Genomic DNA, 14,051 nt, shown 5'->3' on the forward strand with positions numbered 1-14,051 from the left:
GAGGATTGAGTTCACAGGCCGGCGGTTGCTCGTGGATTTTGGGTGGATGGAAGACCGCTTTCGCGAGCAAGCCCGCTCCCACATTGGAATGCGGACTCCTGTGGGAGCGGGCTTGCTCGCGAAACAGGCGACTCGGTTTATCGGTTGTCCCAAACTCAGGATTTGACCGGCGGCTTGCGCAGCAGGCTGAAGGCCATCGCCGCGAGGAACAGCACACTGAGCAGCAACACCGCCCACAAGCCGATTTTCTTCCAGTTGGTATCGACCGTCGCCGGCACAGTGGCAGCGGCCGCAGTCGGCGTCGAAGTGGCCGAGCCGTTCACTGTCGCCGTCCCCAGCGTCGCCAGGCGCGACGGCTTGTAATCGGGCACCAGCGTGGTCAATGGCAGGCTGGCCGTCTTGGCTGTCGCGCTGCCCAGCGCCAGGCGGTAGGGGCCTTCGCCCCGCGCCAGGAACACCACTTGGGTCGGACGCACGGCAAAGCGCAACGCCGGGGCTTCGGCTCCCAAGCCACCGCCGCGCTCGTCCACGGTCAATTTCAGTTGCTGCACGGTCTGGCCGGACAGTTGCAAACGGTTTTGCAGCACGTCCTGGCCGTTCTGGGTCAGGCGATAAAGCAAACCAGCGCCCAGCGGCTGCCACGGATGGCTGCTTTCGCGGCGGCCAGCCAGGGTCACCGGCGCCAGGCTGTTGGCCTGGCTCAGTTCGACCTCCACCTGTTCGATGTTCAGCCCCATGGGCAGCTGCCAGGTGTATTCACCGGTCTTCGTCGTGCTGCCGGCCAACGGCTGCGACCAGGCCAGTGGCAACGGCAGGTTTTCGCGGCTGGCGCTTTGCAACTGGGCCGAGGTCAGCACCGGCGCCGAGGATGGCGAATCCCACAGCAGCCGCAAATAGCGCGCCGGCTGCCCCGGCAGGTTCACTTCATGCTGTTCGACCTGCTCGTCGGCAAAGGTCAGGCGCGCCACCTGGCCTTCGCCCCATGACTGCCAGTGCTGCAAATCGTCGCTGGCTTCGATGGTGAATCGCTGGAAGCCGTCGCGCTCGCTGGTCCAGTCAAGGATCAACTGCTGCAGCGGTGCCTTGATCGCACTGGCATCCAACAACCAGCCACGCAACGCCTCTTCCCCGGCTTCGAGCCGGCTGGCGGGTTGGACTTCCACCAGGGTGCCATTGGCGTTCGATTGCACCCGCACACTAGGCGCACGCTCGTTATCATCGGCGGCGTTGTACAGCGGGAACCACTTCACGTCGGTGAGGGTGCGGTTTTCCCGGCTCTGGGCCGACTCGCGCACCAAGGCGTAGGCCTGGGCCTGGCCGGCGGCGTTGAAGACCCGCAGGTCACTCAGGTCGGTCTGCCGCGCTTGCAATTGAACGTCCAATGGCAATGGCAGGCGATACCACGGCCCTTCGCCGCTCAGGGCCAACGGCACCTGATGGGCGAAATCCGCCGGTTGCTCCTGGGCCGTAGCCGACAAGGCCACCCACAACCCGACCACACCCAGCCCGATCCGATTCAACGTGCGACTCAAGATGACACTCCCTCACTGACAGGCATCGGCGGCTCGACCGGTGAGGCCGTTTCCGGACGTTTTGGCGGCAGCGGCGCGAAGTAGCCCACCACCAGCAACAACACGCCCACGCCGATAAACGACACGATCCGCGCCAGACCGCCACGGTTACTCAATTCGACAAAGAACAGCTTCGCCACGACCACGGCGATCAACGCCGCGCCCACCAGCCACACTTCCCGGCGATGGCGCAGGTGCCCCCCGATCATCAGGCCCAGGGCGATCAGGGTCCAGACAATGGACAAGCCGGCCTGCACGAACATTGACTCGAGCAGCGCATCCAGCTCGTACGGGACGCCCATCCACTGGTGAGCCGTGCGCATCACCAGGGCAGTGAAGAAGGCGAACAGCGACACACCGGCGATCAACTGGGCGATGTGCCCGACGCGACTCCAGCGGTTCGTCGATTGCGCCACGGCGTTGCGGGCCCACACATAGATACCGAACAAGGCGAACAGCAGGCCCAGTTCCAGGGGATTGAGCAACGGCACATAAGGCAGTGGCTCTGAGTTGCCATCGCTGAAGGTGTTGGTCAGCCAGAACCAACCGAGCATCAACAGCGCCATGGGCGCCGCCGCATAGACCCGGTATTCGCGCGGCTGGGCCGAGACCGGCCATGGCAAGGTACGCGGCGTGGCCATCAGCACCAGGTACAAGCCAGGCAGGATCGCCCAGGCCAGCCAGCGCCAGGCATTGTACTGCTCGGACAGCAACAGCAGGCCGTAACGCAACTCCAGCATCAACACCGCCATCAGCAACCAGCAACCGAGGACGTGGGCCGTGCTGCGCGCCTGCGCCGGCAGCGTCTCGGCCAAGCGCTTGAGCGAGAGGAAATGCACGGCGAATACCGCCAGCCAGGCCAGCCAACCAAAGTTCGCCGCCGGGTGGTAATGGCTGTGCCCCGTTGCCACCAGCACACAACCCGCCGCCGGGATCAACAAGGTGCACAGCAGCCCCAGCGCCGGCCATTTCAAGCGCAGCGACAATACGCTCCACACCGCCACGCTGAGCGCCGCGACCGCCAACAACAAGCTGCCTTGCAGATTCGCCGGGGCGAAGCGCAGCACTTCGCTGACCCACGCCAGCGCCCACCAACCGGCGCCCCAGATCAGCAACAGCTCGGACAGGCGCTGCAAGCTCAAGGCATCGAGTTCCTGCGCCGCATGCGCCCGCTGCAGGCGCCATGCCCCTACCAGCGCTGCCAGCCCCAGCACCAACGGCGTCCAGAAGCCGCTATGGGCCAGGGGCCGCAGGTCCTCGGCATTGAGCGGCCCCAACAGCGCCGGCCCCGCCGTCAGGAACGCCGCACCGCCCAGCAGTTGCAGCAGCAGGCCGAAGACAAAGCTCACCCGTTGTTTCAGGTACAGGCTCAGCCAGATGATCAACAGGCCGCTGGCCGCCCATACGCCGCTCGCCGTTTGCCACGGCAGGACGAACAGCACCGCGAGATTGATCAGCACCAGCCCCGCCAGCAATACCACCGACAAGCCGCGCAGCAACCGCACATCGTTGCGCACCATGTCGTCGCGCGCCGCCAGCAACATGCCGCCGATCAACGCCAGGCCGATCAGCGAGGCACTGAGCAAACCGCTCCAACCCGCGCTGAACACCGCTGACGCATCGCCCTCGGCACCTTGCAAGCGCAACAGGAACAGCGCGCCGCCGAGCAATTGCACCGCAAACGCCGTGAACAGGAAGCTACGCGATTGCAGGCGCAGGCCGACAAACAGCGTCGCCAAACCGGCGAGGGCCCAGGCAATGGCAGTGCCGTGGGTGAGGAAGAACAGCGGCGCCAGCAGATAGAGGAAACTCAGCCCCAGCACCGCCAGCATCGGCCGGCCTTGGCGTTCCCAATGCGAACAGTGTCCGGGCTCAGCCTTGAGCAACTGGTAGAAGGTGAACAGCAAGGCGCCGCCGAGCATCAATGCTCCCAGCGGTGAACCATCGAGCAGGCTGCCGTCGCCAGTGCGCAACTCGCTGAGGAACGCCAGTGCCGAACCCAATTGCAGCAACAAGGCAAAAGCCCGGGCCAATGGACGTTGCTGGCGCAGGCCCAGCCAGAAGATTCCCGCGCCTTCCACGGCCCACGCAGCCGCGGTCCAACGGGCATCGAGCCCCAACGGGATCGCCAGGCTGGCAAAAATCACCCCCAGGGCCAGGCAGGTTTCCGCCAACAGCAGGGCGCGCCCACCCATCAATAGCCGAGCCAGGCCCATGTAGATCATACCCAGGGCCAGGGCGCTGAAGGCGGCGGCGAAATCCAGGTGCTGCACCAACGCGAACTGCAAGCCGAAGCCCACCAGCGGCGGGCCGAACAGCATGCTGCCGTCCACGTAATCGCCCTTGCGCGCCGACCAGCGCAGCAACGCCTCGCGGCTAGCGTCTTCGGGAGCGTCGCTCATTTCCAACAATTTGCGCCGCGTGAACAGCAAGCCAATCGCCAGGTAGATGAGGAAGAACAGGATCAGGAACGGCTCGGTGCTCCACAGCAGTTCCGGTGCGTAGGAACGCAGGCCCCAGGCGAAACCGATGCCGAAGGTACCGACAAAACCGATCAGGTTGAGCAGGCGCCAGGCCTTGAACCAGGCGATTGCAAGGATGCCGGCATTGAGCAGGATGAAATAGCTGAACAGGGCAACGTGGTTGCCGCTGCCGGTGGAGGTCAGGATCGGGGCGGCAAACCCGCCCAGCGCCGCCGCAGCAGCCAGGCCCATGGCGTTCTGGGTAACCGCGAGGATCGCCGAGAACACCGTGACCGCCACCAGCAAACCCAGGGCCGCCTTGGAGTCGAGCAACGGATGCAGGCGCATGGCGGCGAACACCGTCAGGTACAGCACGGCGATCCCGGTCCCCTGGAGCATCAGCGCATAACTGCTGTTGCGTTGGCGCAACCACCAGCCCAGGCCCAGCAGGCCCAACGCACTGGCCGCGACACCGGCATAACGCACTTCGATTGGCACCACCATGCCTTCGGTGGCGTAGCGCAGCAGGAACGCCAGGCCGAGGAACAACAGCAGCACACCGACTCGCAGCACGGTGTTGCCGCCAAACAGCCAGTTGCGCGCGCCCGTCACGGCGCGGTCGAACAGATTCGGGCCACGCGGGGCCGCCGGCTCCGCAGCGATCGGCTCCAGGGGCAAAGGGGCAAAGTCGCGGTTGGCACGTCGACTGGACGTCTCTGGCGCGGGTTTCCAAATGTTCTCGGGCAACGGCTGGCTGGCCTGGCTGGCCATCGCGGAAACGGGTTCGAGGTCTGTCGGCAATTCCCAGACGAGCTGCGGCTCGCTACGCGTCGCGGGCTGCGCGGCCTGGGGCACGGCAACCTCGGGCGCTGGCGTCGGATCAGGCGGTTCGGCCACCTTGCCGCGTTCGAGAACCGCCAGGCGGGCTTCCAACGTGAGCACGCTCTGCTGGGCTTCCTGCAACAAGATCTGTTGCTTGGCCGCCTGGACTCCCAGGCGCCCCAGTCGAAACGCCTGGGCGATGCCAAGCCCCACCAGTGCGCCTATCAGCGCATCGGCGAACGACTCGTCCACCACCCAGCCGAGTGCCAGGCCCAACAACGTCAAGATCCATTGCATGGTCGATATCCCTAAGCGGCCCGTTGCGGGCGTAACCGGGGTGATGCGGTGCCTGGATCAGTCTAGTGGAAAACCCCCAAGCCCTGTGGGAGCGAGCTGTGTGGGAGCAAGGCTTGCTCGCGATCCAGGCGCTGCGGTCCTCAAGAGACCGCGGCGTTTTCATCGCGGGCAAGCCTTGCTCCCACACAGTTCGCTCCCACATTGGATGGTTGGCATTTCCAGTACCGAGTCCGGCTGCACAGCCCGGCGAAACTGGCGCCTAGTATATCGACGAAGCCCAACCGCCGTTGGGCTTCGCTCACATTTCTTGCAGTAAAGGCTATTCCAGGGCTTTCCAGATGTCGGTGGCGTATTCCCGGATGGTCCGGTCCGAGGAGAACCAGCCCATGCGCGCGGTGTTGAGCACCGCCGAGCGCCACCATTGCTTGGAGTCGTGCCACTTCTCCTCGACCTTGGCCTGGGCGTTCCAGTAGGCGTCGAAATCGGCGCACACCAGGAAGCGGTCGTAATCCACCAGCGAGTCCACCAGCCCGGTGTAGCGCATCGGATCGTCCGGCGAGAACACCCCGCCACGAATCGCCTGCAGCACATCATTGAGCCGATGGGACGCGGCGATGTCCGGCGCGGCGCTGAATTCGCCGTTGCGCTTGCGCGCCTCCACCTGCTCGGCGGTCAGGCCGAAGATGAACATGTGCTCGCCACCGACGCGGTCATGCATCTCCACGTTGGCGCCGTCCATGGTGCCGATGGTCAGCGCACCGTTGAGGCCGAACTTCATGTTGCTGGTACCCGAGGCCTCGAAACCGGCGGTAGAAATCTGCTCCGACAAGTCCGCCGCCGGGATGATGCTTTCGGCCAGGCTGACGTTGTAGTTGGGCAGGAACACCACCTTGAGCAAGCCGCGCACGGTCGGGTCGTTGTTCACCACCCGGGCGATGTCGTTGGTCAATTTGATGATCAGCTTGGCCTGGTGATAACTGGCGGCGGCCTTGCCGGCGAAGATCTTCACCCGCGGCACCCAGTCCACTTCCGGCTCGGCACGAATCGCCTGGTACAGCGCCACGGTGTGCATCAGGTTGAGCAACTGGCGCTTGTACTCGTGGATCCGCTTGACCTGCACGTCGAACATCGCCGCCGGGTTGACGGCGATGCCCAATCGTTCATGAATCAAGTAAGCCAGGGCCTTCTTGCTGTGCAGGCGCTGCTCGGCGAACTGCTTGCGAAACGCCGGCTTGTCGGCAAACGGTTCCAGTTCGATCAAGCGCTCCTCTGGGTTGTCGAGCACGCTCGGGCCGAGGGCGTCGACCATCATCGACGTCAATTCAGCGTTGGCCTGGAACAGCCAGCGGCGGAAGGTGATGCCGTTGGTCTTGTTGTTGATCCGCTCCGGATAGAGCTTGTGCAGCTCGGAGAACACCGTGCTGCGCATCAACTGGGTATGCAGCCCGGACACGCCATTGACGCTGTGGGAACCGAGGAACGCCAGGTTGCCCATGCGCACCCGGCGGCCGTTGTCCTCCTCGATCAGCGACACCGCGCGCAGGACGTCGAAATCGTGCACACCCTTGGCCCGCAGCGAATCGATGTGCTGGGCGTTGATCAGGTAGATGATCTGCATGTGCCGGGGCAACATGCGCTCCATCAACCCCACCGGCCAGGTCTCCAGGGCTTCGGGCAACAGCGTGTGGTTGGTGTAGGACAGCGTGTCCTGGGTGACCTGCCAGGCCGCGTCCCAGGCCACGTCGTAGACGTCCACCAATTGCCGCATCAACTCGGCCACGGCAATGGACGGGTGCGTGTCGTTGAGCTGGATGGCCGCGTGATCGCCCAGGGTCAGCACCGAGGTGTGCATGTTGCGATGCCGGCGCAGCAAGTCCTGCAACGAGGCGGCGACGAAAAAATACTCCTGGCGCAGGCGCAGCTCCTGCCCGGCTTCGGTGCTGTCGGCTGGGTACAGCACGCGGGAAATACTCTCGGCCCGGGCCACTTCCGCTACCGCGCCCAAGTGGTCGCCGGCATTGAAGCGCTCCAGGTGCAACTCTTCCATGGCCCGGGCACGCCACAGGCGCAGGGTGTTGACGCTCGCGCCGCGCCAGCCCACCACCGGCGTGTCATAGGCAATGGCCCGCACGGTTTCGGCCGGAGACCAGACCTGGCGGGTCTTGCCGGTGTCGTCGGTGACGGTCTCGACGCTGCCGCCAAAGCCGATCGGGTAGACCACTTCCGGACGTTCGAACTCCCACGGGTTGCCGAAATCCAGCCAGTGCTCGGTCTGCTCCTGCTGCCAGCCGTCGACGATGGCCTGGCGGAACAAGCCGTGTTCGTAACGAATACCGTAGCCATGGCCGGCGATACCCAGTGTGGACATGCTTTCCATGAAGCACGCCGCCAGGCGGCCAAGGCCACCGTTGCCCAGCGCCGCGTCGGGCTCGAGCAGGCGGATGCGCTCCAGGTCCACGCCCAGCTCAGTCAAGGCCTCACGGGCGGTGTCCAGCAAGCCGAGGTTGCTCAGGCTGTCGTAGAGCAAGCGACCGATGAGAAATTCCAGGGAAAGGTAATAGACCCGCTTCTGGCCCTTGCGGTAGATCTGCCGCGTGTGGTCCATCCAGTGTTCGACCATGTGGTCGCGGGCGGCGAGGGCAATGGCTTCGAACCAATCGTGATCAAACGCATGATCGGGGTCCTTGCCGACGGCATAAGTGAGTTTGGTCAACACGGCGTCGCGAAATGCCGCAACTTCAGCTTCGCGAACAAGTGGTTCTTGAGTCATTGATAAGACCTCGAACGAGCATGGAATTGTCTGAGCCTAGACGGTCTGACAGACGGTACAGGCTCTTGGTTCGGTGGATTTCCCCGAGTGCCGGAGAATCGCCGCCATGAAATTGCCGGATGGCCGAATGAATGCAGGGGCCGTGCCGGTCCGGACAGGTTTTACCGGGATGCAAAAAAAAACCGGCAGATGGTCGTTCAAAATTTCACCAGTCCCGGTATGATCGCGCGCCCTGATGCATGCTGGTAAACCGTGATGATGAAGCCCAACCTGATCGCCGCCGCGGAGATCGACCGACTCGATACCTGGGCCAAGTACTCCGCCCCGATGTGCGGTTCCTGCGTGTCGAGCTGCTGCACGCTGCCGGTGGAGGTCAAGATCAAGGACCTGATCCGCATTGGCATCGTCGATGAGTTCGAACTGGGCGACCCACCGAAGAACATCGCCAAGCGCCTGCAAAAGGAAGGGATCGTCGAGCGCTACAACCAGAAGTCGGAAATCTTCACGCTCCAGCGCATGAGCAACAACGATTGCCTTTATCTGGACCGCAAGAGCCGGTTGTGCACCATTTACGAAAAGCGCCCGGACACCTGCCGCAACCATCCGCGGGTCGGGCCACGGCCAGGCTATTGCGCCTACAAGCCCAAGGAAGTGGAGCGCGAGCGCAACCCGCGGACGTTGGACAAGTTTTGATCAACTGATAGTTTCTGCGGCGTTTGGCCGATAGCTTTCGCGAGCAAGCCCGCTCCCACAATGGATCTACGGCGGATACAAAATCTGTGCCCACTGAAAATCAACTGTGGGAGCGGGCTTGCTCGCGAAGGGGCCCTATCAGACACCCAATAATTCCCAGGCATAAAAAAACGCCCCTGATCTCACGACCGGGGGCGTTTTTTTTCAGCTGCTAACTAAGTCGAAACTCAGTTGCCGCTTTTCTTGGCAGCGCGGGTACGCTCGCTTTCGCCAAGGATTTTCTTACGCAGGCGAATCGACTTAGGCGTCACTTCACACAGCTCGTCTTCCTGTACGAACTCCAGCGCTTGTTCCAGGGTGAACTTGACCGGCGGAACCAGGGCGATGGTTTCGTCCTTGCCCGAAGCACGCATGTTGTCGAGCTTCTTGCCTTTGGTTGGGTTCACGCCCAGGTCGTTGTCGCGGCTGTTCAGGCCGACGATTTGACCTTCGTAGATATCCTGGCCGTGCTCGACGAACAGCTTGCCGCGCGCTTGCAGGGTCTCCAGCGAGTAGGTCAGGGCCTTGCCGGTGGCAACCGATACCAGCACGCCGTTCTGACGGCCGGACATGTCGCCGGACTTCATCACGTCGTAACGATCGAAGATCGAGGTCAGGATGCCGCCACCGGAGGTCAGGGTCAGGAACTCGTTACGGAAACCGATCAGGCCACGGGCCGGGATGTTGTACTCAAGGCGCACACGGCCCTTGCCATCCGGAACCATGTTGGTCAGGTCGCCTTTACGCAGGCCCATTTGTTCCATGATCGCGCCCTGGGATTCTTCCGGCAGGTCGATGGTCACGTTTTCGTACGGTTCGTGCTTGACGCCATCGACCATGCGGATGATCACTTCAGGACGACCCACGCCCATTTCGAAGCCTTCGCGACGCATGGTTTCGATCAGTACCGAGAGGTGCAGCTCACCACGGCCGGAGACCTTGAACTTGTCGGCCGAGTCGCCTTCTTCAACGCGCAGGGCAACGTTGTAGAGCAGTTCCTTGTCCAGGCGTTCCTTGATGTTACGGCTGGTCACGAACTTGCCTTCGCGGCCGCAGAACGGCGAGTCGTTGACCTGGAAGGTCATCGAAACGGTAGGTTCGTCAACGGTCAGCGGCTTCATCGCTTCGACGTTCAGTGGGTCGCACAGAGTGTCGGAGATGAACAGCTGGTCGAAGCCGCTGATGCAGACGATGTCGCCGGCCGCTGCTTCTTCAACGTCGATGCGGTGCAGGCCGTGGTGACCCATCAGCTTGAGGATACGACCGTTGCGCTTCTTGCCTTCAGCGTCGATGGCAACCACCGGGGTGTTCGGCTTGATGCGACCACGGGCGATACGGCCAACACCGATCACACCCAGGAAGCTGTTGTAGTCCAGTGCCGAGATCTGCATCTGGAACGGACCGTCACGGTCGACTTTCGGTGCCGGTACGTCGTCGACGATCGACTGGTACAGCGGGGTCATGTCTTCCGCCATGGCGGTGTGGTCCAGGCCGGCAATGCCGTTCAGGGCCGAGGCGTAGACGACTTTGAAGTCCAGCTGTTCTTCGGTGGCACCCAGGTTGTCGAACAGGTCGAAGATCTGGTCCAGAACCCAGTCCGGACGCGCGCCTGGACGGTCAACCTTGTTGATGACCACGATCGGACGCAGGCCGGCTTCGAACGCCTTCTTGGTCACGAAACGGGTTTGCGGCATAGGGCCGTCTTGAGCGTCAACCAGCAGCAGTACGGAGTCGACCATCGACATCACGCGCTCTACTTCACCACCGAAGTCGGCGTGGCCCGGGGTGTCCACGATGTTGATGTGGTAGCCGTTCCAGTTGATGGCGGTGTTTTTCGCCAGGATGGTAATACCGCGCTCTTTTTCCTGGTCGTTGGAGTCCATCACGCGCTCGTCGTTGAGCTCGTTGCGCTCCAGGGTGCCGGATTGACGCAAGAGTTTGTCTACCAGGGTGGTCTTACCATGGTCAACGTGAGCAATGATGGCGATGTTGCGTAGATTTTCGATCACTTGTGTATCTCGATCAGAGGATTCGGTGTGCTGACAGGTCGTGGCAGCGATTTACGTTGAGTCCGACAGTTACAGCGTGTCGGCGGCGTCGGGGGGCCGGTGACGCAGGCCACAGGCAAACAGCCCCGGGCACTTAGCTCGGTCGATAAACGCGCACATTGGCATGCCCCTCACTGAGCAAATGGTGGGCATGCAGGCGACTCATCACGCCTTTGTCGCAATACAGCAGGTACTGGCGAGTAGGGTCCAGTTCCTTGAAACGCGCGTTCACGGCATAGAACGGCATCGTTTTTACCTCGATGCCGGCGACACTCAGCGGGTCGTCTTCAGCATCATCCGGGTGGCGGATGTCGATGATGATCTGACCGGCCAGCGCTTCGCCGACTTCTTCAATTTGAACATCCTGGCCCAATTCATCGATAACCCGATCAATCGGCACCAGCCTGGCGTTTTCGAGCGCACGCTCGAGCACCGCCATGTCGAATTCTTTCTCTTCGTGCTCTACCCGCCCGCGCTTGGCCGCCGTCTTCGGATTGACCGAGATGACGCCGCAATACTCCGGCATGTGCCGGGCAAACTCGGCGGTGCCGATTTCATTGGCCTGGTCGATGATGTCCTGCTTGTGGCTGGCGATCAGTGGACGCAAGACCAGCTTCTCGGTCACGCAGTCGATCACCGACAGGTTCGGCAACGTCTGGCTCGACACCTGGGAGATCGCCTCGCCGGTCACCAGCGCGTCGATTTGCAGGCGGTCGGCAATTCGTGAAGCGGCGCGCAACATCATACGCTTCAAAATGACGCCCATATGACTGTTATCGACTTTGCCGAGAATCTCGCCCAGGACTTCCTCGAACGGCACACTCACAAATAACACGCGTTGGGAGCTGCCGTACTTCTTCCAGATGAAGTGCGCCACTTCCATCACGCCCAATTCATGGGCGCGCCCGCCCAGGTTGAAGAAGCAGAAATGGCTCATCAACCCGCGACGCATGATCTGATAGGCGGCTACCGTGGAGTCGAAGCCACCGGACATCAGCACCAGGGTCTGCTCCAGCGAACCCAGCGGATAACCGCCGATGCTGTTGTGCTGGCTGTGGATCACGAATAGCCGCTGGTCGCGAATTTCGATGCGGACTTCGATTTCCGGATCTTTCAACGAAATACCGGCCGCGCCGCATTGCCGGCGCAATTGGCTGCCGACGTACTTCTCCACATCCATCGAGCTGAACGCATGCTTGCCCGCACGCTTGCAACGCACCGAAAAGATCTTGCCGGTCAGTGCGTCACCATAATGAAGCATGCACTTGGCAAGGATGTCGTCGAAATCACCCAACGGGTATTCATCGACTTGCAGAAAATGCGCGATGCCCGGCATGCAGCTCAGGCGCTCGGTCATTTCCTTGAGGACCTTGGGTTCGCTGACACGGGTTTCCAGCTCGAGGTTGTCCCACACGCCATTCACCACCACAGCCGGGTCCAGGTCTCGGAGCACGGCACGGATGTTCTTGGCCAACTGGCGGATGAAACGCATCCGTACCGGGCGGCTCTTGATGGTGATCTCGGGGAAGACTTTTACGATTAGTTTCATGAAAACAGCGCGCGAACGGCCAGCCGAAAAAGGGGGGCGCGGATTATAGCGGAAATTGCTCAAGGTTTAACCAGTTTCTGTGCAGATGGTTTTGCATGCACCAAAACAGGTCATTATCGATTGACGGCGCCACATTGCAGTGCGTTATTGTCTGACAATCTGTGATTTACGCCTTTAAAAGCGAGGATTTGGTGCAAAAAACCCATGGTGGGGCACTGGCATGCAATTTGCTCCCTTGTGAGGCAGGTTGCCTTGGCAGAGTATTCGCGCCGGCATCACCCATATCTAAGGGCACTCCACTACCCGCCCGAAGCCACCCGGAGGACATATGTCGAAGTCGGTTCAACTCATCAAAGATCATGACGTCAAGTGGATTGATCTGCGCTTCACTGACACCAAAGGCACTCAACATCACGTGACCATGCCGGCCCGTGATGCGCTGGACGACGAATTCTTCGAAATCGGCAAGATGTTCGACGGTTCCTCCATCTCCGGCTGGAAAGGCATCGAAGCCTCCGACATGATCCTGATGCCGGACGACGAAACCGCCGTCCTGGACCCGTTCACCGAAGAGCCGACCCTGATCCTGGTCTGCGACATCATCGAACCTTCGACCATGCAAGGCTATGACCGCGACCCACGCGCCATCGCCCACCGTGCCGAGGAATACCTGAAGTCCACCGGTATCGGCGACACCGCTTTCTTCGGTCCTGAGCCTGAGTTCTTCATCTTCGACTCGGTCAAGTTCAAGTCCGACATCTCCGGCTCGATGTTCAAGATCTTCTCCGAACAAGGTTCGTGGATGTCCGACCAGGACGTGGAAGGCGGCAACAAAGGCCACCGCCCAGGTATCAAGGGCGGTTACTTCCCGGTTCCACCGTTCGACTTCGACCACGAGATCCGTACCTCCATGTGCAACGCACTGGAAGAAATGGGCCAGACCGTCGAAGTTCACCACCACGAAGTGGCGACTGCCGGCCAGAACGAAATCGGCGTGAAATTCAACACGCTGGTCAAGAAGGCTGACGAAGTTCAGACCCTCAAGTACTGCGTGCACAACGTGGCTGACGCCTACGGCCGCACCGCGACCTTCATGCCGAAGCCTCTGTACGGCGACAACGGTTCGGGCATGCACGTTCACATGTCGATCTCCAAGGACGGCAAGAACACCTTCGCAGGCGAAGGCTATGCCGGCCTGTCGGACACTGCCCTGTACTTCATCGGCGGTATCATCAAGCACGGTAAGGCCCTGAACGGCTTCACCAACCCGTCGACCAACTCCTACAAGCGTCTGGTCCCAGGCTTCGAAGCACCGGTCATGCTGGCCTACTCGGCTCGCAACCGTTCCGCCTCGATCCGTATTCCTTATGTGAACAGCCCTAAAGCCCGCCGTATCGAAGCACGCTTCCCGGATCCGGCTGCCAACCCGTACCTGGCTTTCGCTGCACTGATGATGGCCGGCCTGGATGGTATCCAGAACAAGATCCACCCTGGCGATGCTGCTGACAAAAACCTGTATGACCTGCCGCCTGAAGAGGCCAAGGAAATCCCACAGGTCTGTGGCAGCCTGAAAGAAGCCCTGGAAGAGCTGGACAAGGGCCGTGCCTTCCTGACCAAGGGCGGCGTATTCAGCGATGACTTCATCGACGCTTACATCGCACTGAAGAGCGAAGAAGAAATCAAGGTTCGCACCTTCGTACACCCACTGGAATATGAGCTGTACTACAGCTGCTGATCCAGTAAGCGCCGCCACGCACGGCGTGAACTAAAGAGAGGCCTCCTTCGGGAGGCCTTTTTTAT

7 protein-coding genes are annotated in these 14,051 nt (G+C 61.7%); 2 read left to right on the forward strand and 5 right to left on the reverse strand.

Translation table 11 applies throughout. From position 1 onward, the window contains the following. Positions 1 to 155 precede the first annotated feature (155 nt). From M1D99_RS28110 to M1D99_RS28120, 3 genes are all read right to left on the reverse strand, one after another. On the reverse strand, positions 156 to 1,532 hold the full coding sequence (locus M1D99_RS28110; RefSeq protein ID WP_434572939.1) for a DUF3999 domain-containing protein: 1,377 nt from the start codon (positions 1,530 to 1,532) through the stop codon (positions 156 to 158). Continuing rightward, entirely contained in the window at positions 1,529 to 5,152 is a 3,624-nt protein-coding gene (locus tag M1D99_RS28115; RefSeq protein WP_434572941.1) for a DUF2339 domain-containing protein, read from the reverse strand. The genes M1D99_RS28110 and M1D99_RS28115 overlap by 4 nt, the downstream gene beginning before the upstream one ends. Before the next feature lie 319 nt (positions 5,153 to 5,471). After that, on the reverse strand, positions 5,472 to 7,922 hold the full coding sequence (locus tag M1D99_RS28120; RefSeq protein ID WP_434572943.1) for a glycogen/starch/alpha-glucan phosphorylase: 2,451 nt from the start codon (positions 7,920 to 7,922) through the stop codon (positions 5,472 to 5,474). Positions 7,923 to 8,177: 255 nt separating this feature from the next. Between M1D99_RS28120 and M1D99_RS28125 the strand changes: the two genes are divergently transcribed. After that, positions 8,178 to 8,615 carry a YkgJ family cysteine cluster protein gene (locus tag M1D99_RS28125; protein WP_003196865.1) on the forward strand — a complete coding sequence of 146 codons (438 nt, stop codon included), beginning with the start codon at positions 8,178 to 8,180 and terminating at the stop codon, positions 8,613 to 8,615. Between the two features lie 227 nt (positions 8,616 to 8,842). Here the strand turns inward: M1D99_RS28125 and typA are convergent, their stop codons facing one another. Together typA and thiI are read right to left on the reverse strand one after the other, a co-directional pair. After that, positions 8,843 to 10,663 carry a translational GTPase TypA gene (gene typA / locus M1D99_RS28130; protein WP_250961897.1) on the reverse strand — a complete coding sequence of 607 codons (1,821 nt, stop codon included), beginning with the start codon at positions 10,661 to 10,663 and terminating at the stop codon, positions 8,843 to 8,845. A 133-nt stretch (positions 10,664 to 10,796) separates the two neighbouring features. Continuing rightward, positions 10,797 to 12,251 (reverse strand): tRNA uracil 4-sulfurtransferase ThiI, encoded by a 1,455-nt coding sequence (thiI, locus tag M1D99_RS28135; protein ID WP_434572946.1) that lies wholly within the window; start codon positions 12,249 to 12,251, stop codon positions 10,797 to 10,799. 328 nt (positions 12,252 to 12,579) lie between these two features. Here thiI and glnA point away from each other — a divergent pair, with 328 nt between their 5' ends. Beyond that, positions 12,580 to 13,986 (forward strand): type I glutamate--ammonia ligase, encoded by a 1,407-nt coding sequence (gene glnA, locus M1D99_RS28140; RefSeq protein ID WP_014336114.1) that lies wholly within the window; start codon positions 12,580 to 12,582, stop codon positions 13,984 to 13,986. Positions 13,987 to 14,051: the final 65 nt, after the last annotated feature.

This window comes from Pseudomonas sp. R3-41 (genome assembly GCF_054161485.1).

What these genes read in the sequence shown, in the direction of transcription:
- M1D99_RS28115 (WP_434572941.1), bottom strand. Translation starts at nt 5,152, where the DNA reads ATGCAATGGATCTTGACGTTGTTGGGCCTGGCACTCGGCTGGGTGGTG.
- M1D99_RS28120 (WP_434572943.1), bottom strand. Translation starts at nt 7,922, where the DNA reads ATGACTCAAGAACCACTTGTTCGCGAAGCTGAAGTTGCGGCATTTCGC.
- M1D99_RS28125 (WP_003196865.1), top strand. Translation starts at nt 8,178, where the DNA reads ATGATGAAGCCCAACCTGATCGCCGCCGCGGAGATCGACCGACTCGAT.
- thiI (WP_434572946.1), bottom strand. Translation starts at nt 12,251, where the DNA reads ATGAAACTAATCGTAAAAGTCTTCCCCGAGATCACCATCAAGAGCCGC.
- glnA (WP_014336114.1), top strand. Translation starts at nt 12,580, where the DNA reads ATGTCGAAGTCGGTTCAACTCATCAAAGATCATGACGTCAAGTGGATT.